The sequence below is a fragment of the Prescottella equi genome (assembly GCF_002094305.1).
GTDB classification, from domain to species: Bacteria; Actinomycetota; Actinomycetes; order Mycobacteriales; family Mycobacteriaceae; genus Prescottella; species Prescottella equi.
Genome location: NZ_LWTX01000001.1, coordinates 1,062,201 through 1,078,822, shown reverse-complemented (window position 1 = coordinate 1,078,822; position 16,622 = coordinate 1,062,201). Strand labels below are relative to the sequence as shown.

Genomic DNA, 16,622 nt, shown 5'->3' with positions numbered 1-16,622 from the left:
GGGTAACGCCGACGTGGCGGTAGCGGCGTCCTCGCTGCCGGCTCGATCGTGCTCTTCCCCGCCTACTGGATCACCTGGTATCTGCGGGACACCAAACCCTTCACCCGCACGCCGCAACCATCCGGTGTGCGACAGTCGCAGAACGGGAAACCAGCGGCACGCCGACACGACGCCACACGGTTCCCGAGGTAGCGCCGCGAAGGCACTTGTCATCGCCGCAATCTGCCTCATCGGCGGGCTCACGTTCACCGGCTTGCCCATCTTCGAGACCTCGCTGTGGATCACCTATGCCGTAATGGTCATGGTCGAAATTGCTCTCGGCGTCGTCCTGTTCTTCTCCCGATGGACCAACAAACCCGCAGAAGTCGTCCTCGTGCTACTGGCACTGTTTCAAGCCGGACAGAGCTACTTCAACGAGCAGATGCGATACACCTCAGGTGATCCGGTCATCCCGATCGACAACTTCGGAGTCCTCTTTTGTGCGCTTTGGCGGCATATCTGATCGAGAAGGGCCAGCCCTGGCCTGTTCGACCCCACCCCTGACGGGGGTTCCGGCCCCACCTGGGATGCTCGCCCCTGCTCGGGGCGAGCTGCACCTGTACGACCTATACGCCATCCCATGGTGCATACGTTGAGCGCCTTGTAATCGACTCGGGGGTTCTATCGTTGCTGATTTCGGCTGGGCGTCCCCAGCATGTTCTGTGGCGTGACCAACGCGAAAATCACTCCTCCGCTGAGCAATTGAAAGAGTCGACGGCGTTTTCATGAGGCTTGTAGGTGTGCTCGCAGCCGATCATCCAGCAGAAGGCTCGATGTCGCCGACCAGCTCCGGCGATCGTCACTCATGCGACCCAAGCACCCACCCGCTTCCTCTTCTTCTGCAACATCGGATGGATTCGCGATTCGGGCGACGCCGTAGGGGGTGGCGACTCGACGACGGTCGTCTGCGACGGAGTACTCGGCAGCGCGAAGGAAGTCGTCGTCACAGACGAGGGCTGACCGCTCTATCCGGCACCGCTTCCGCAGGCGACCAGCGCCGCCCCCACCACTACGCCCAGCAACACCCGCCTACCGTTCATGCGTCGACTACCGCGAATGACGCCCAGCCGTTACACCTAAAAGCAGGGCAGTCGTCGCCACCCGCGAATTCGCGTTGTTGAAAGACGAATTGATTGTCGTGGGGCGGAGCCGTTCAGGCAGCGCCACCGCAGTGTCGTAGTCAGGTTCGCTGTCGTGCGGCTGGCGTCCTGAGCTTTCCAATAATTGCAGGCCCACCGGTCGCGAAGGTCGCTGTGCCCGCTGCAAGCAGAATCCCAATCACCGCGGCTCGGCGCGGAAGCCCTTGGCGAGCAGCGGCCGCTACCACTCCCGCGTCGACGACGTCCATCACGACACCGGCTTTCAGCGTTGCGCGTCGAACAGCATCGTCGGGGTGCAGGGCCGCCACCCCCAGGACGATGTCGCGGACTCCAAAGGCCTTGATCCAGATCCCCTTGTCCGGGCCGGGATACTCGACACCAAGCGCTCGGTGGACGCAGCCGGGAAAGAGCGCTGTTGTGGCACCCCAGACGATGCGCCCAAGACCTATGGCAGCGAGAACGTGACGTTCCGCTACATGAACACTTGTCACCTTGGCTGTCCTCCCAGTTGGTTCGGCGTGCTCCCGCTGCGAAGGCGGCCAGTGTGTCGCTCTATGGCTGTGCCGTGTTGCCCATCTCGACGTGATCGAGCCAGATTCGCTTCGTGAAGCCGCCCCGGGTCGTACGCTTCCGATCGGCCACCTTCTTCACCTCGGAATCCGCCATCCCGAGCTCCGCCATCAAGGCGGCGGCAACCTCGAGCAGGTCGGCCAACTCGTCGATTCGGTTCTCCGGCGACGCGTCCTGCAGTTCCTTGGCTTCCTCGACGACCTTGGTGAGCAGCGCCGCGAGGTAGTCCGAATCGTCGACTATGGGCCGCCAGTGCGGGCGGTCACCATTGGCAAGAATAACGTCCGGAATGTTGTCTCGAACGAGCTTTCGATGGAACTCTACCGCGCCGCTGCTTCCCATTCGCTGATTCAACCATCCAGGACGACGTGCAGCGCCCCCTGTTTCCGGGATTGAACGGCGCCTTGGCGAGGCTGGTTCGTTCATACAGCTGTAACCATTACCGCGAGGTGGTACTGATTCAGGAGTGGTATTGCCAGTCCGGCCGGCCCTCGGCGACGTGAGGTGTTCATCGACCGTCGAAGGCACTACCGGTTTCCAAGCCGTCCGCGGGATCGGTGAGCATGGCGCTCAGCGATACCCAGCGCGGACGAGCGGCGTCCGCGTCGACTTTGTCTACTAGGGCTGCTCACTCCCAGGTGATGTCGTCTCGGCCCGTCTCTTCGCGGAGCCGGCGATAGAGATCCGCGCCCACCTCTCGATGGCGCCGTGCGTGTGCGGGGTTATCCCAACCATCGATTGGGTCGTACTGCCGGTCCCACGAACGTTGCCATTCAATGAGGTCACGAATCAGATCGCGACAGCCCGAGCGGGTTGCGGCCCGGCCCGAGTAGGACGAAGTGGTCCGGCACGCGAAGATAGGTTCCCCATACTGGAAACGGCGCGCAGTAGTCGACCATTAATCGGATGCGGGAAATCACCGCTGACGACACTGCGCGAGTGTACCGGTTCACAGCGCCGGGCAGAGGGAACCCGTGCGCAGATCACAACGGACTGGGTTGCTTTCTCTGTGGCCGTTGATTCCGTTGCGCGTGGTCTGGTTCCTCGATGCTGGGCCAAGGATGATGGGCAGGTGCCGGATAGCGACGTGGAACCATATCTCGAAGCCGTCGTGGAGGCCGCCCGCGAGGTGTTGGGTACGGAATTCGTCGGGGCGTACGCGGCCGGGTCGCTGGCTCTGGACGCCTTCGACCCTGGCCGCAGCGACATCGACATCGCTCTGCTCTGCCGCAACCCCTTGAGAGAGGCTGTAAAGCGGGAGTTGATAGCCCGATTGCGGCACAGCGCCCTGCCGTGTCCGGCCCGGGGTTTGGAGCTGGTGGTCTACACCGTGGCTACAGCGCACTCGGGCACCGGGAAGCCGGGCTTCGAGCTCGAGCTGAACGACGGCCCAGACATGGCCTTCCGGCAGACCTTTCGACCTGCGGACCGTCCGGCGGCCGACGGGACGTTCTGGTACGGACTGGACCGCAGCATCCTGCACCAAAGCGGCCGGGTGTTGGCGGGACCGCCGGCCTCGGAGGCTTTCGCCGAACTACCACCGGACGAGCTGCGGAGCCTACTGATCGACTCGCTGCACTGGTGGATGGCGCTGTCCGGCCAATCCGACGACCGATCTGCAGCCGGAGCCGACGACGCGGTCCTGGGGGCCTGCCGCGCGCTGGTCCGATATCGCTACGGGAGGTGGCTTTCCAAAGCCGACGCCGGCCTTCGGCTACTCGGGGCCGGCAACCAGCCGACCGAGGCGATCGAGCAGTCCATCGCAGCACGCTGGGGTGGGCCCCCACCCTCGGGCCGGCAAGCACGGACCTTCCAGGAAGGCGTTCTGCACACGCTCCTGACTGAGACCTGACGGGCCATGCCGCCCGCCACGCATCCGAGTGTCTGCCCGGGCTGGCGCTGCGGGCGGTCACGCAGACCTGACCGAGCGATCGGCCCTCGGACCTGTGAAGTGCGCCAATCACTGTGCGGTCCCCACACTTCGATTCGTGATGTTGCGCGTCACAAACCCGCGGGACTGCCGCGGATCGGAGTGGTGGTTTCTAGGATTGTGTGATGCCGAAATGGTTCGACCTGTCTGCCGGCGACGAGACGCACCTGGAAACAGCCACCTTCGTCCGGCGCTTCTCGGTCGCACTGTCGGTCTCCGCGGAATCTGCATGGGCGGAACTGACCCGCGATAACGCGCTCGCTTGGTGCTCATCTGTCACCAGTTCCCGATACCTGACACCACGCCCGTTCGGTGTGGGCACGCGTCGTGAACTGTCGATGCGTCCATCCCCAGTGAAGGCCACAGAGGAGTACTTCCGGTGGGAGGAGACATCGCGAGTCCGGTATCGGAACACCTTCTACGTCAGTAGATTCACCGTCGCCGGTCTGCGGCTTTTCGTGGAGGACATACTCGTCGAGCAGATTGCATCCGGCTCGCGACTGACTTGGACGTTCGCGATCGAACCGGCTCGCACACTGCGCGTGCCGCTGCGACGTGGTGCACCGGCCGTTACCGCGGCGCTACAGCGCGTCGTGACGGAGACCGCTGACCACCTCGGGCGCGCGACCGAAACCACGCCCATTGACACCTGAGCTGCGCGATCGACCGAGAGCCGGGCTTCGGATCGCCACTACCTGCCTGGTAGAGGTCACTTCCGTTGGCTGCGACATCCAAGGAAATCCCCTTGCAGCGCAGGCAGAGTGGTTCTTCGTTCGCGTTCAACACAGGGATGGAGTGTTCGTGCCCGTGCCCGTGCCCGCGCCAACTTGCCGACATCGCTTGCGTAGGGGCCGTTCCGTCCGTACACAATTCACGGGACCAAGGCCGGCCCAGCGAGGAGAACTACGAAAGGCAACAAACTGCGGCGGGAAGGCCCGGTACGAATAGCAGCGGGATGTGCGGATGAGGGACCGGCTGCCAGTCGGCCGTGCCTACGCCTTGCCAGGTTCGTAGTTCACCCAGTCTCCGTAGTGGGTGAACACGACCCAGGATGCTCCATCGTGTTCCCTTGTCCGTTCTGTCCGGATGTACACGCAGCGACCGTGACTCCGAACCTGATCGGCCGGCTGATCGGGGCAGCACATCTGACGGGTCTGATAGGAGCCGATCTCTCGTTCGTCGACGTCGAGATAGCTCCCCGTAAGGTTTCCACCCTCGAAGGTGCACCGCATGTGACGATCCTAACGGCGGGCCACGAAGGACGTCCGCTTCCCCACCTGGCTGACTGCTGGGCCGCACGCCTGCCCGTGACCGGACCGGCCAACCGGCCTCGAGGAGGCTCGCTGTGATGCTCGCCCGCGCCCGGATTGCCCAGCGGTTGCGGCCGCTCGAGGCGATGGTGAACATGCACCGCGACACTCCGACGAGTGCCGATCTCGACGTACCTCGCCGACCAGCAGGGCACGACGCAGGCCGAACATGCCGATCGTGGTCGACCGTCTTCTGCTCGAGCTCGCCGAACCACAGTGCGAACACTCCGGCCAGTACGAACATGTTCGTTACGAACATGTTCGTGTAACGTGGTCGGTATGGAGAAGGCAGTTTCGATCCGTAGCCGACGCGAACGACCCGCCAAGCCGGCGTTATCCCGCGAAGGGATCATCGGCGCAACCATCGAGATCATGCGCGCCGAGGGCCTCGAGAAGGCCACTCTGCGTCGCGTGGCACAGGCGCTCGACACCGGCGCATCCTCGCTGTACGTCTACGTGGCCAACACCACCGAACTCCACAACGCGGTACTGGACGAACTCATCGGGTCACTGGAGGTAGGCGCAGACGGGAACTGGCAGACACGGCTCGAGAATCTACTGGCGGACTACACCGACGTGCTGTTCACATATCCCGGTCTGGCGCGATCGGCAGTTGCACTCCGCCCGGCAGGACCGAGCTCACTTCGATTGTTCGACCGGGTCCTCGGGTTGCTCCTAGGAGGCGGTATCGAGCCCGCCCGCGCTTCATGGGGTGCCGATCTCCTACTGCAGTACGTCACCGCGACTGCCGCCGAGCACAGCACTCCGGCGCCCACCAACCGCGACCATCTCGGCGAGAACGAAGCCAAATCAATGCATCTCACGTCAGCGATCCGATCTGCCGACCCACAAGCCCTCCCCCATCTCACTGCACACGCGGGTTCGATCCTCGGCGGCACACCAGCCGAACGCATTTCGTGGTCCATCCGGGCACTCCTCACCGGAATCTCCGCCACACCAACACCAGACACACACCACGATGCGCCCTGACCACAGCGGGCCTCACCAAGGAGCACCATGCCCAAGCACTACCCCATCGCGATTATCGGCGGCGGTCTCGGCGGCCTGGTAGCCGCTCGTGTCCTCCACAGCCACGGCATCGAATCCGCCGTGTTCGAACTCGAACCGACCCGTGACGCCCGCGTCCAGGGCGGCATGCTCGACATCCACCACTACAACGGCCAGAAGGCCATCCACGCCGCGGATCTGTGGGCACCCTTCGCCGCACTGGTCCGCCCCGGCGGCGAAGCAATGCGCATAGTCGACCACACCGGCGCGATCCTCCGCGACGAAGCAGACGACGGAACCCTCACGCGGCCTGAAGTCGACCGCGGCCAACTCCGTGACATGCTCATCGATTCACTACCCGACGACACCATCCGCTGGGGTCACAAAGCCATCCACATCCACGCGGACGCAGGCACAACCGGCCGCCACGAAGTGACATTCACGAATGGTGAAACCATCACCACCGACCTCCTCATCGGAGCCGACGGCGCGTGGTCGAGAGTGCGGTCACTGATCTCCGACGCCACACCCGCGTACACAGGAATCTCGTTCGTCGAAGCAGACCTGTTCGACGCCGACGAACGACGCCCCGCCCAGGCCGAGATCATGGGCGGTGGAATGCTGTTCGCATTCCGCGGAAACACAGGAATCCTGGGTCATCGTGAAACCGACGGCAGCCTGCACAGTTACCTCGGCATCCGCATCGACGAAGACTGGATCGACACGATCGACTTCTCCGACACCGCCACCGCCCAACAAACCATCCTCGACCTGCTCGACGGCTGGAACGACGCGCTCCGCGGTCTGGTCACCAACTCCGATACCGGCCTGACCCCGCGCCGCGTCAACGCCCTCCCCGTCGGACACTCATGGCCGCGCGTCCCCGGGGTCACACTCCTCGGCGATGCCGCGCACGTAATGTCGCCTTTCGCCGGAGAGGGCGCCAACCTTGCAATGTACGACGGGGCACTGCTCGCACTTGCCATCGTTGACCACCCTGGCGACACCGAGACCGCACTCGCCGCCTACGAAGCCGAACTGTTTCCTCGCGCCACCGAGGCGGCCGCCGAATCCGCGCAGAGCCTCGACATCCTCTTCAGCGCGGCGTCACCGCAAGGTCTTGTGGACATGTTCGCCGCTCACGACTCCGAGAGTGGCCGCGCCGGCGAAATATAGCAGCGCGGCATACCCGTGGAACGCAGCGGAGAACACGCCATAGTGCCCGAAGCGCGGAGCGACACCCCAGCCTCCGGTCCGCCTCCTCGGGCGACTCTCAAGACGGGGTTCGCGACAACAGGGATGGCCCCGAAGCGATTTCGGCGCCGCATAGCCGCTCCCTGAGGATGACCGGAGAGGTGCGTGGAGGGAGCCTGCGTCGGCGCCGGGAGAGGATCGGACTCCGATCGGTCCACCGGGCGGCGCTTCTGCCGCTGGACGGTGAAATGGTCCCGGAGCTGTCGAACCCGAGGGGGATCAGGACGCCCACGGCGGGGTTATGGTTCCGCGGTCCGCAGTGATGGCCGTCATGCCCACCGATGTCGTCACCCACAACGAGGCGACACTGCCGTTGGGGTTGTCGAGCTGAACAGTCGCGGACTCCGGAACGAACACGACATCTCCCACCGAGAGTTCAAATCGGCTGTCGTCCAGCGTGATCACAGGTGTTCCATCAAGCACGAGAAGGACCTCCTCATGCGAAACCGTGTGCGATGCGCCAGCACTTCCCGGCACGAGATCCGTCCGCCAAGCGCACAGCTGTCGACTGCCGCGAGAGGGCGCCACATAGGAGTGGAATTTCGCGCCGTGCATTTGGTGGGTGTCGTGATCGCCGCTTCGTCGAATCGGCATGTCGATCCCCTTTCGTCAGTTTAACTGTCTTTATTGGACAGGTAGGCTGACGACATGTCAAGGGACGAACCGCGCGCCGATCTGCTGATACTGCTGATGCGAAGCTCATCCGCACTGGCAGAGCGGATCAATGCCGCCGTGGTCGCGGCGGGGCATTCGTCGCTACGCCCGGCGCATGGCTTGTTGTTTCGCAGAGTGGCCGGCGACGGGGCCACCGTCAGCGAAATAGCGGCCTACCTGGGTATCACGAAACAGTCCGCAGCTGTGATGGTCGACGAGTTGGTCGCGTCGGGGTATGTGAGCAAACACCCCCACCGAAGCGATCGCCGTTCGCAGCTCGTACGGCTCACCTCCGCCGGTGTCGATGTGACCGCTGCGGCTACTGACGCAGCCCTCCGCTGCTGGGAAGCAGCGAGCACGACGATCGGCGCCGACACAATGGCATCGCTGGTGGTCGCACTCGAGGAGATCGGGAAACACGGAACGCCCCGGCCGGTCTGGTGACCGAATAGTCGGGCGACAGCGCTTGCGCTGTGTATTGGGGGCCCGCGTCTCGTCTCAACTTCGCGCTGCGGCACTCCGGCGTCGGTTCTCCTTCTCGATGGCATCGACAAGCTCCCCCTTGTTCATCGTCGACCGGCCGTGGATATCGAGTTTCCGAGCGATGTCGTAGAGGTGACGTCTGCTGGCGTTGGCGTCGACGCCCTCAGCGGTGCGGCCGGAGGCCTGCGGGCCTCCGCTGCGCGCCCGTGCGTCCGACGGCCCCTTCTCGGCCTTCGGCTCCCAGTGGTCGCCGACCTTCTCGAAGCTGTGCTTGAGCGCCGCGTACGCGACCCTGTGTGCTCGCTCACCTTCGCCGTACTCTTCGACCGCCGAGTCGTGCGCCTTGGCGAAGGTCCGTTGCGCCTTCGCGGGCGAGCGCAGCAGTGTTTCCGGCAGCTCCTGCTTCTTCGGCTGTCCGGTCTTGGTCGTCTTCGGCATCACTGCACCTTCTCTCGCCTGTCTCGTCCGGCACGGCCTAGGCCAACGCCGGTGCAATCTCCCGCACGTAGAAATCGAAGAACCCGTCGACATCCGGTCCCGCGTTGACGAGGGCGAGATGATCGAAGCCGGCTTCGCCGTACTCGCGAATGCGCTCCAGATGACCTTCCGGATCGGGCCCGTAGCCGAAGCTCTCGGCCGTGTCCGATTCCCGGACAACGGATGCGGCGGCCTCGAAATTGACCGGATTCGGCAACTCGGCCTGCACTTTCCACCCGGTAGCCGAGAAGCGAAACAGCTTGTGCGCAGACTGCAGGGCCGCGTCCTCCGTCGGCGCCCAGGACAGCGGGACCTCGGCGTATCGCCGTCCCGCTCCCCCCTCCTTCTCGTACTGGGCGATCAGATCCGGGTCGGGCTCGGTCGCGAACAATCCGTCGCCGAGATCGGCCGCGATCTTCGCCGCCGGCGCTCCCGATCCCGCCACGATGATCGGAGGCAGTTGCTCCGGCAAGTCGAACACACGCGCGTCCTCGAGCTCGAGGTGTCGACCGCTGTAGCTGTGATAGCCGCCGCTCCACAGCAAACGGATGATTTCGATCGACTCGCGCAGCATCGCCGAACGGGTCGACGCCGGTGGCCACCCGCGGGCCACGACGTGCTCGTTCAGTCGTTCCCCGGTTCCCAGCCCCAGCACGAATCTGCCGTCGGACAGGAGTGCTGTCGTGGCCGCCGCTTGCGCGATGATCGCCGGGTGGTAGCGGACGAAGGGACACGTCACCCCGGTGGCCAGTTCGAGGGTCGACGTCTTCGCGGCGATGGATCCGAGGATCGACCACGCGAAACCGGAGTGGTTCTGATCGTGCAGCCAGGGGTGGAAGTGATCGCTGATCTCGACGAAGTCGAAACCCGCCTCCTCTGCCCGAACCGCCTGCCGCACGAGCTCGGCGGGCGAGTACGCCTCCGCGAACAATTTGTATCCGATCTTCACAACGCCTCCGTCGATGCCGTATCCGTCACCCGGTCCTGAAAATCGACTACCCCGCAGCCGAGCGCTCGAAACCGGCTCCGCGTGGGGTGCCGCCGGTGCCGATATTGCGTTCGCGTCACGATCGGCGACGGCCACGCCGGTCGAGGATTCCTCCGCGCCGCGGCGGGTATCTCGGCAACGTCCGAACTACCGCGTCCCGAAGGAAGTGACATGTTCACCCACAACAAGGATCTCCAGTTCGAAGTCCGGATCGACAGGCCCGACCCACAGTTCGCGACGCTGCTGCAGGAACAGTTCGGCGGCGCCAACGGTGAACTCAAGGCCGCCATGCAGTACTTCACGCAGGCATTCGTCCTGCGGCGCAAGAACCCGAAGATGTACGACCTGTTCATGGATATCGCCACCGAGGAGTTCAGCCATCTCGAGATCGTCGGCTCGATGATCACGATGCTTCTGGACGGTCTCAACGACGACCTCAAGCAGGCGAACGAGCGCTGCGACTGGATGCCGGTCGTCGCGACGGCCGACGGCCGGGAACAGGCGATCCACCAGGTCGCGGTGAACCCGACCTATCTGAGCCTCACCGGCGGCGGCCCCGACGTCGTGAATTCGGCGGGCACCCCGTGGTCGGGAACCTTCGTCAACTCCAATGGGGATCCGTCGGTGGATCTGCGGAGCAATCTTGCGGCGGAGTCGCGGGCGAAGATCGTCTACGAGTACCTCAAGCAGTTCACGGACGATCCGGGTGCGCAGGACACCCTGACGTTCCTGATGACGCGGGAAGTGGCGCACTACCAGCAGTTCACCGCCGCCCTCAACGAACTGCCCGTCAACTTCCCGCCCGGCCAACTGCCCGGCGACGATCGCTTCCAGAACGTCGCGTTCAACATGTCCAACGGTGGATCGGTCCGCGGGCCGTGGAACGAAGGCCAAGGCCCGTGGCCCGAGGGCACGGAGTGGCGCTACGTCGAGGCTCCTGCCGACCAGTGGCTGCGCAGTGAGGACAGCACCAACCGGGGCGAGACCGAGAGCCCCGAAGGCGGCCCTGCGGTTCACGGCACCAAGCCGTTCACGCACGAGCAGCACGTCCCCGCGAACTGACCTCACGACCGACAGATGCGCGACGAAGGGATGCTCCCCGCGATCGGCGGGGAGCATCCCTTCGTCGTGGTGAGCTGTCCCGGTCAGCTCGGCGGCGTCTCGGGCGGATGGTGCCGACCGCGTCCGCTGAGCACGTCGCGAACCTTGTCCACCGCCGCAGCCATGGCGCCGGTGGTCTTGAGAACAGCCGGCCGCGGTGGTGTGTTCGGGTGAGGACGTGTCGGAGCACGCTTACGGGCCGCCTCCAGTCGGTTCCCTGCGTCCTCGAGGTCCGAGGCGGGAACGGCCTCCGTCACGAGTGGCCACACCTGATTCTGTTCGTACTCGATGTGCTCCCTTGCCGCGGCGAGAAACTCGCGCAGAGCCGACTCGTAGTCCTCGTCCCCCGCGGACCCGTGCTCGATGGTGTCGAGCAACTTCTCTCCGTCCATCTCCTGGCCGATCGCCGTGTCCGCCAGCTCGTCGCCCCCCGGGACCGCGTCGCGGACGATGGGCCAGAAGATCTCCTGTTCGATGGCCTCGTGACGAGACTCCGCGATCACGAGATTCGCGACCATGTCGTCCCGGCCGGGTGATCCCGGGCCCGACCCTTCGAGCACCTCCAGCATGCCGAGAACGCTCTCGTGCTCGGCGCGCAGAAACGTCAACGCATTCACCACACCCATCACCTCCGATTCCAGGGCTGTCTGTGGGACATAACCGATCAGGGGCGTCCTCAAACACGCTGCCGGCAGTGGACAGGATCCGGCGAGGCGTGCACGGTGGGACCAGGACCTTCCGACCGAAGGAGAACTGCAATGTCCGAACGTGATTCGCTGCAGGATCCCACCACGCGCTTTCCGATCCCCGACCTCGAGGGCCAGAAACCGATCGCGCACCCGGGCCTCACCCAGGAGATGACTACCCGCCCCGACCACGGCGAGCAGGACTACCGCGGAGCCGGCCGTCTGGCACAGCGCCGGGCGCTCGTCACCGGCGGTGACTCGGGGATCGGAAGGGCCGTGGCCGTAGCGTTCGCGCGAGAGGGGGCCGACGTCGCCGTCAGTTACCTTCCGGAGGAGGAGCCGGACGCTCGGGAGACCATGCGTTTGATCGAGGATGCGGGTCGACGCGCGCTCGCCCTCCCCGGCGACATCCGCTCCGAGGAACACTGTCGCGCCCTGGTGGAGTCCACGGTGGAATCCTTCGGAGGACTGGACATCCTCGTCAACAACGCGGCGTACCAGATGGCGACGCCGGGCGGGATCGCGGACATCTCGACCGAACAGTTCGACCGCGTGATGAAGACCAATCTCTACGCGCTGTTCTGGTTGTGCAAGTTCGCCGTCGCGGTCATGCCGGCCGGCTCCACGATCATCAACACATCCTCCATCCAGGGCACCAACCCATCACCCTCCCTGATGGACTACGCCACCACCAAAGCCGGGATCGTGGACTTCACCAAGGCGTTGGCCGACGACGTGGCAAGCAGGGGGATTCGGGTCAATGCCGTTGCACCGGGGCCGATCTGGACACCGCTCATCCCGGCCACGATGCCACCCGAGCAGTACCGCGAGTTCGGCAAGGACGTCCCGCTCGGCAGGCCGGGGCAGCCCGCCGAACTCGCGCCCGCGTACGTGTTCTTCGCCTCGCCCGAATCCAGCTACATCACTGGTGAAGTCCTCGGAATCACCGGTGGCACACCGTTCACATAGTTCCACGCGATCGGTGTACCGCGGTCAGTGCGAGGGACGAGGGGTCCCCGGCCCGGTATCGCCACCGAACGGATGGCGCAGGCTCCGCGGGTGTTCCGATTGCTGCGTCGTCTCCGTGCGGGGGGCCTCGGCGCGGGTGGTGGGCGAGACAGCCGCATCACCGGCCGGCACCGCCGCGGCGTCCCTGCGCTCCAACTCGTGGCGGGCGTAACGGGCCTTGCGCGAGGTCCGCCGCGCACCGGCGAGCAGCAGCGCGAGTCCCAGCATGCCCGCGGCGCCGACGACCAGTCCCGCCAGGAAGAGCGTTCCGGTGGACCCGGTCACGTGGACACCGAACACCGTGAAGTCGTCCTGGAGTTCGTGTGCGGTGCCGGTGTTGTTCACGACGCCGGCCACCCCGATCGCGACGGCGGCGATCAGGAGGATCAGTCCGATGATGATCATGTGTTCTCCTCGGTCGTTGCGCGGCTGCCCTGGGCCGCCGCGAATTTCAAGCCGTAGTGGTTGAGGGTCGGAGGCAGGTCCCCGCCCGGTTGCAGTCGTGGTGCACTCACCTGTTCGATCCGGTCGAATGCCGTCACGACCGCGGACAGCACCGTGCTGGATACGAACAGGGCGACGTTGCGTCCGGGGCATTCGGCGGGGCCACCGCTGAAAGGCAGCAGCGTGTGCAAGCCGTCGGCACGCCCGTCGATCCAGATGTCGGGGGTGAACGCGTTGGCGAAGTCGAAGCGGTCCCGGTCGCGGTGCAGCGGCGGGGTGAGGATGATGAACATGCTTCCCTCGGGCACCGTGGCCCTCGCGCCACCCGGGGTCCGCCACACGGTGGGCCGAGTCGAATCCCGCAGAATTGCCGGCGTCGTCGGCCACAAGCGAAGCGACTCCAGAATGCAGGCCCGGTGGATCGGCAGGGTGGCCGCGTTCCCGACGGGTCGCTCCGACGCCTCCCGACGAACCTCGGCGAGCCGGTCGGGGTGCGCGGCAAGGAGTGCGAGCGCACGCAGGGTCGCCATCCCGGCCGCGTCGAATGCGAAGAGCCAGTGCGGGATCTGCCCCACCGGATCGACGGCCGGAGCCGTCTCCACCGACGCGAGCGCGTGGACGAGGGTGCCCGGCTCGGCACGGTCGGCGTAGTCGTAGAGACTCTCGAAGAACCGATCCCGCAGGCGTCGGCGCGGCGGAGTGAGGTACGACCAGTTGCCGTTGGCGCGGAGCTTCCACAGCCGATCGGTGACGTCCGTGTCGTCCCGCGCACTTTCCCCCAGTGTCACCTGGCGAGCGATTCTCCACCAGACCCGGGTGAAGTCGGCCGCCGTGAACGCGCCGGTCTCCCCCACCTGCTGCGCGAAGATGGAAATCTCCCGGTCGATCGTCCGGGCCATGCTGTCGGACGCACCGTGCAGCGGCTTCGGGGTCTCCAGTGCCGCCTCGTTGACCACGCGCCGTCGCGCGCGGATATCGCCCTGCGAGATGAGGACCCCATGCGGCTGGAACGCCCCCAGCGCCGCCCGCTTCTCTCGATTCGCCGGCGTGAACGGGTCCGGGCTGTCGTCGAGCACCCGCGCGACGTCGTCGGGGTCCAGCAGCAGGACCACCCGGCGGCCCGGCAAGCGGAATTCGATCGGACCACGACCGAATTCGTCACGCAGCCGTCGGAACATCTCGATCGACAACGCGTCGGCCCGTGCCTTCTCGAGTAGCGGCATGACCAGATGCCGCCGGGCGATGATGCCGGAGGCGACCGACGGCAGTCCCAGTGCGGTGACCGCTCCGATCGCCCGGAGCCCGGCGACGACCGGAATCGCGGAAGATCCCTCGTCGGTCGTGGCACCGACCGGCTCGCCCGGCGCTGGGAAGTGGGACGTCATTCGGAAGACCTACCCGTACCGCCGAAATGCAAACGTCGCGGGGTGACAGCAGCGTGCATGGACGGTGCCTTCTGGGTTGTCTCTGCGAGGGTTTCGAATCCTCACGGGGCGGGAACCTTCCCACATGATCAGACGCAGACATCGGGCGCCCCCCGAGCCGGACGACGACACCGAAGGTGCCGAGGGGTCGCCCGACGTCCGATATCCGCAACCGAGCCCCCTCGAACCGTGGTGGCGGCGCGTGATGGCGCAGGGCAAGGCGGCCGACGACCGCCCCGAACACGGCGACGGACGCCGCTGAGCCGGCCTGGCCGACGCCTGTCCACGCCGAAGGTGTAGCCACGCGGACTGCTGGGTATGCGACAGCCAGGCAGCACACGCATTGGAGGGAGACGACCATGGCACGCTCGTCGATCAAGGATGAGAAGCAGTACGAGAAGCTCCGGGAGAAGGGCGCGTCCAAGGAGAAGGCCGCCCGAATCGCGAATGCGAGCGCTGACCGTGGGCGTTCGGACGTGGGCCGCAAGGGTGGCAAGTCGCAGTCCTACGAGGACTGGACCGTCGACGAACTGAAGAAGCGCGCCAAGGAGATCGGCCTGTCGGGCTACAGCTCCAAGCGCAAGGCCGATCTCATCTCCGAACTGCGTAACCACTGAGCCCGTGAACGACCCCTCGCTGTGGCTCGACCGCCCCCGCCCCGCATCGAGTCCGCCCCTTCCGGACGGCAGCCGGTTCGACACGGTGGTGGTCGGTGCAGGATTGACCGGATTGTGTACCGCGTTCGAACTCTCCCGGGCGGGGGCCACGGTGGCGGTCCTCGAGGGCCGCCGTGCGGGTTCGGTGACGACGGGTCGCACGACGGGGAAGATCTCGCTTTTGCAGGGCACGAAGCTGTCGCAGATCGCCGAGCGTTACCCCACGGACGTCGTACGCGCCTACGTCGAGGCCAACCGGGACGGCCGACGGCGGCTTCTGGACCTGTGCCGCAGTTTCGAGGTGCCGGTGCAGAGGGAAACGGCGTACACCTACGCCACATCGTCCGAGGGCGCGACGGCGCTCGCCGCCGAGTTCGATGCCGCAACCGAAGCCGGCCTCGACGTCGGTTGGGACGAAGCGGCTGAGTTGCCGTTCCCGGTGACCGGCGCGATCGGGCTTGCCGATCAGGCGCAGTTCGATCCCGTCGACCTCGTGACCGCGCTCGTGCGCGAGCTGCGCGGGCGTGGCGTCCCCGTCGTCGAGAACACTCGCGTGCGGTCGGTCGGGCGGACGCCGGGCGGCCTCGCCGTCCGCCACGACGGTGGGGGCGAGCTCGTGGCCGACCGGGTGGTCCTCGCGACCGGAACACCCGTCCTCGACCGCGGGTCCTTCTTCGCCAGACTCGAACCGCAAAGGTCGTACTGCATCGCGGTCGCCGGTACGGACCAGCCGCCCCGAGGGATGTACCTGTCCGCCGACTCCCCTACGCGGTCGCTACGCTACGCGCCCAACCCGGACGGCGATCTGCTGATCGTCGGCGGCAACGGGCACACCGTCGGTCGCGGCGGACCGACGCAGCCGCGTGTCGCGGATCTGATCGACTGGACCCGTCGCCACTTTCCCGGCGGGGAGGTCACCCATACGTGGTCGGCTCAGGACTACCACTCGGCCGATCAGTTGCCGGTGGTCGGCGGATTGCTCCCCACCGACGATCGGATCCTGATCGCCAGCGGGTACGACAAGTGGGGTATGACGAACGCCGTCGCCGCCGCGGCCGTGATCGCCGCGCGAATCGACGGCGAGCCGCCGGCGTGGGCGGCGACCTTCGACCCGTGGGCACTGAGTCGCGCACCCCGAAGCGCTCTGCCCACTCTCGAACTCAACGCCGGCGTGGCGGTCGAGATGGTGAAGGGATGGGTGGGGCCCGTCGTCGGATTCCGCTCGTCGTCGCCTGCGGAGGGCGAGGGCAGGGTCCAACCCGGGGTTCCGGTTCCTCGAGCCGTGTGCACGGTCGACGGGCGGACCCACCGGGTGTCGGCAGTGTGTCCCCATCTCGGGGGCATCGTCCGGTGGAACGACAGCGAACGCAGCTGGGACTGTCCGCTGCACGGCTCCCGCTTCGCCGCGGACGGCCGGGTCCTCGAAGGGCCCGCCACGCGAGGTCTGAGTGCGTCGGATTGCGTTTCCGACCGACGGGGTACGTGAGGGT

At 65.9% G+C, this 16,622-nt stretch carries 18 protein-coding genes; 11 read left to right on the top strand and 7 right to left on the bottom strand.

The window, feature by feature from the left end:
* Nucleotides 1–124 precede the first annotated feature (124 nt).
* Nucleotides 125–502: a hypothetical protein gene (locus A6I89_RS05140; RefSeq protein WP_022596329.1), complete on the top strand. Its 378-nt coding sequence runs from the start codon at nucleotides 125–127 to the stop codon at nucleotides 500–502.
* Nucleotides 503–1,691: 1,189 nt separating this feature from the next.
* Here A6I89_RS05140 and A6I89_RS05130 read toward each other — a convergent pair.
* Nucleotides 1,692–2,051 carry a nucleoside triphosphate pyrophosphohydrolase gene (locus A6I89_RS05130; protein WP_022596331.1) on the bottom strand — a complete coding sequence of 120 codons (360 nt, stop codon included), beginning with the start codon at nucleotides 2,049–2,051 and terminating at the stop codon, nucleotides 1,692–1,694.
* Between the two features lie 745 nt (nucleotides 2,052–2,796).
* On the opposite strand from A6I89_RS05130, the gene A6I89_RS05125 reads away from it, so the two are divergent.
* The 4 genes from A6I89_RS05125 to A6I89_RS05105 all read left to right on the top strand — a co-directional run bounded on the left by A6I89_RS05125 (nucleotide 2,797) and on the right by A6I89_RS05105 (nucleotide 7,133).
* Entirely contained in the window at nucleotides 2,797–3,561 is a 765-nt protein-coding gene (locus tag A6I89_RS05125) for a nucleotidyltransferase domain-containing protein (RefSeq protein WP_080668412.1), read from the top strand.
* 203 nt (nucleotides 3,562–3,764) lie between these two features.
* Nucleotides 3,765–4,292: an SRPBCC family protein gene (locus A6I89_RS05120; protein ID WP_022596334.1), complete on the top strand. Its 528-nt coding sequence runs from the start codon at nucleotides 3,765–3,767 to the stop codon at nucleotides 4,290–4,292.
* A gap of 936 nt (nucleotides 4,293–5,228) precedes the next feature.
* Entirely contained in the window at nucleotides 5,229–5,939 is a 711-nt protein-coding gene (locus A6I89_RS05110) for a TetR/AcrR family transcriptional regulator (protein WP_022596338.1), read from the top strand.
* Between the two features lie 27 nt (nucleotides 5,940–5,966).
* Nucleotides 5,967–7,133 carry an FAD-dependent oxidoreductase gene (locus tag A6I89_RS05105; RefSeq protein WP_022596341.1) on the top strand — a complete coding sequence of 389 codons (1,167 nt, stop codon included), beginning with the start codon at nucleotides 5,967–5,969 and terminating at the stop codon, nucleotides 7,131–7,133.
* Between the two features lie 297 nt (nucleotides 7,134–7,430).
* Here the strand turns inward: A6I89_RS05105 and A6I89_RS05100 are convergent, their stop codons facing one another.
* The gene (locus A6I89_RS05100; RefSeq protein ID WP_064066899.1) at nucleotides 7,431–7,805 is read right to left on the bottom strand and encodes a cupin domain-containing protein; all 375 of its coding nucleotides are present in this window, start codon (nucleotides 7,803–7,805) and stop codon (nucleotides 7,431–7,433) included.
* A 54-nt stretch (nucleotides 7,806–7,859) separates the two neighbouring features.
* On the opposite strand from A6I89_RS05100, the gene A6I89_RS05095 reads away from it, so the two are divergent.
* Nucleotides 7,860–8,309 carry a MarR family winged helix-turn-helix transcriptional regulator gene (locus tag A6I89_RS05095; protein WP_013416243.1) on the top strand — a complete coding sequence of 150 codons (450 nt, stop codon included), beginning with the start codon at nucleotides 7,860–7,862 and terminating at the stop codon, nucleotides 8,307–8,309.
* A 54-nt stretch (nucleotides 8,310–8,363) separates the two neighbouring features.
* Here A6I89_RS05095 and A6I89_RS05090 read toward each other — a convergent pair whose 3' ends face one another.
* A complete protein-coding gene (locus A6I89_RS05090; RefSeq protein ID WP_013416244.1) occupies nucleotides 8,364–8,786 on the bottom strand; it encodes a ChaB family protein in 423 nt (140 codons plus the stop codon).
* A gap of 37 nt (nucleotides 8,787–8,823) precedes the next feature.
* Nucleotides 8,824–9,774, bottom strand: a complete 951-nt coding sequence (locus A6I89_RS05085; protein ID WP_022596346.1) for a TIGR03557 family F420-dependent LLM class oxidoreductase — start codon at nucleotides 9,772–9,774, stop codon at nucleotides 8,824–8,826.
* Nucleotides 9,775–9,984: 210 nt separating this feature from the next.
* On the opposite strand from A6I89_RS05085, the gene A6I89_RS05080 reads away from it, so the two are divergent.
* Nucleotides 9,985–10,875, top strand: coding sequence for a manganese catalase family protein (locus A6I89_RS05080; RefSeq protein WP_013416246.1), 891 nt, complete (start codon nucleotides 9,985–9,987; stop codon nucleotides 10,873–10,875).
* 83 nt (nucleotides 10,876–10,958) lie between these two features.
* Here A6I89_RS05080 and A6I89_RS05075 read toward each other — a convergent pair whose 3' ends face one another.
* Nucleotides 10,959–11,531, bottom strand: a complete 573-nt coding sequence (locus tag A6I89_RS05075; RefSeq protein WP_044991147.1) for a hemerythrin domain-containing protein — start codon at nucleotides 11,529–11,531, stop codon at nucleotides 10,959–10,961.
* Between the two features lie 141 nt (nucleotides 11,532–11,672).
* On the opposite strand from A6I89_RS05075, the gene A6I89_RS05070 reads away from it, so the two are divergent.
* Entirely contained in the window at nucleotides 11,673–12,569 is an 897-nt protein-coding gene (locus A6I89_RS05070) for an SDR family oxidoreductase (RefSeq protein WP_022596350.1), read from the top strand.
* A 24-nt stretch (nucleotides 12,570–12,593) separates the two neighbouring features.
* On the opposite strand, the gene A6I89_RS05065 is transcribed toward A6I89_RS05070, so the two are convergent.
* Nucleotides 12,594–13,013, bottom strand: coding sequence for a hypothetical protein (locus tag A6I89_RS05065; RefSeq protein ID WP_022596353.1), 420 nt, complete (start codon nucleotides 13,011–13,013; stop codon nucleotides 12,594–12,596).
* A complete protein-coding gene (locus tag A6I89_RS05060) occupies nucleotides 13,010–14,437 on the bottom strand; it encodes a cytochrome P450 (protein WP_022596355.1) in 1,428 nt (475 codons plus the stop codon). The genes A6I89_RS05065 and A6I89_RS05060 overlap by 4 nt, the downstream gene beginning before the upstream one ends.
* Before the next feature lie 124 nt (nucleotides 14,438–14,561).
* Between A6I89_RS05060 and A6I89_RS24560 the strand changes: the two genes are divergently transcribed.
* The 3 genes from A6I89_RS24560 to A6I89_RS05050 all read left to right on the top strand — a co-directional run bounded on the left by A6I89_RS24560 (nucleotide 14,562) and on the right by A6I89_RS05050 (nucleotide 16,618).
* On the top strand, nucleotides 14,562–14,738 hold the full coding sequence (locus tag A6I89_RS24560; RefSeq protein ID WP_005512735.1) for a hypothetical protein: 177 nt from the start codon (nucleotides 14,562–14,564) through the stop codon (nucleotides 14,736–14,738).
* Between the two features lie 97 nt (nucleotides 14,739–14,835).
* The gene (locus tag A6I89_RS05055) at nucleotides 14,836–15,093 is read left to right on the top strand and encodes a DUF7218 family protein (RefSeq protein ID WP_005512734.1); all 258 of its coding nucleotides are present in this window, start codon (nucleotides 14,836–14,838) and stop codon (nucleotides 15,091–15,093) included.
* 4 nt (nucleotides 15,094–15,097) lie between these two features.
* Complete coding sequence (locus A6I89_RS05050; RefSeq protein ID WP_022596357.1) at nucleotides 15,098–16,618, top strand: FAD-dependent oxidoreductase; 1,521 nt, start codon at nucleotides 15,098–15,100, stop codon at nucleotides 16,616–16,618.
* Nucleotides 16,619–16,622 lie beyond the last annotated feature (4 nt).

Bases quoted from the DNA above. Each gene is read 5' to 3' on its own strand.
- A6I89_RS05055 (WP_005512734.1), top strand. From the start codon at position 14,836: ATGGCACGCTCGTCGATCAAGGATGAGAAGCAGTACGAGAAGCTCCGG.
- A6I89_RS05060 (WP_022596355.1), bottom strand. From the start codon at position 14,437: ATGACGTCCCACTTCCCAGCGCCGGGCGAGCCGGTCGGTGCCACGACC.
- A6I89_RS05070 (WP_022596350.1), top strand. From the start codon at position 11,673: ATGTCCGAACGTGATTCGCTGCAGGATCCCACCACGCGCTTTCCGATC.
- A6I89_RS05120 (WP_022596334.1), top strand. From the start codon at position 3,765: ATGCCGAAATGGTTCGACCTGTCTGCCGGCGACGAGACGCACCTGGAA.
- A6I89_RS05130 (WP_022596331.1), bottom strand. From the start codon at position 2,051: ATGGGAAGCAGCGGCGCGGTAGAGTTCCATCGAAAGCTCGTTCGAGAC.
- A6I89_RS05080 (WP_013416246.1), top strand. From the start codon at position 9,985: ATGTTCACCCACAACAAGGATCTCCAGTTCGAAGTCCGGATCGACAGG.
- A6I89_RS05090 (WP_013416244.1), bottom strand. From the start codon at position 8,786: ATGCCGAAGACGACCAAGACCGGACAGCCGAAGAAGCAGGAGCTGCCG.
- A6I89_RS05095 (WP_013416243.1), top strand. From the start codon at position 7,860: ATGTCAAGGGACGAACCGCGCGCCGATCTGCTGATACTGCTGATGCGA.
- A6I89_RS24560 (WP_005512735.1), top strand. From the start codon at position 14,562: ATGATCAGACGCAGACATCGGGCGCCCCCCGAGCCGGACGACGACACC.
- A6I89_RS05105 (WP_022596341.1), top strand. From the start codon at position 5,967: ATGCCCAAGCACTACCCCATCGCGATTATCGGCGGCGGTCTCGGCGGC.
- A6I89_RS05100 (WP_064066899.1), bottom strand. From the start codon at position 7,805: ATGCCGATTCGACGAAGCGGCGATCACGACACCCACCAAATGCACGGC.
- A6I89_RS05110 (WP_022596338.1), top strand. From the start codon at position 5,229: ATGGAGAAGGCAGTTTCGATCCGTAGCCGACGCGAACGACCCGCCAAG.
- A6I89_RS05065 (WP_022596353.1), bottom strand. From the start codon at position 13,013: ATGATCATCATCGGACTGATCCTCCTGATCGCCGCCGTCGCGATCGGG.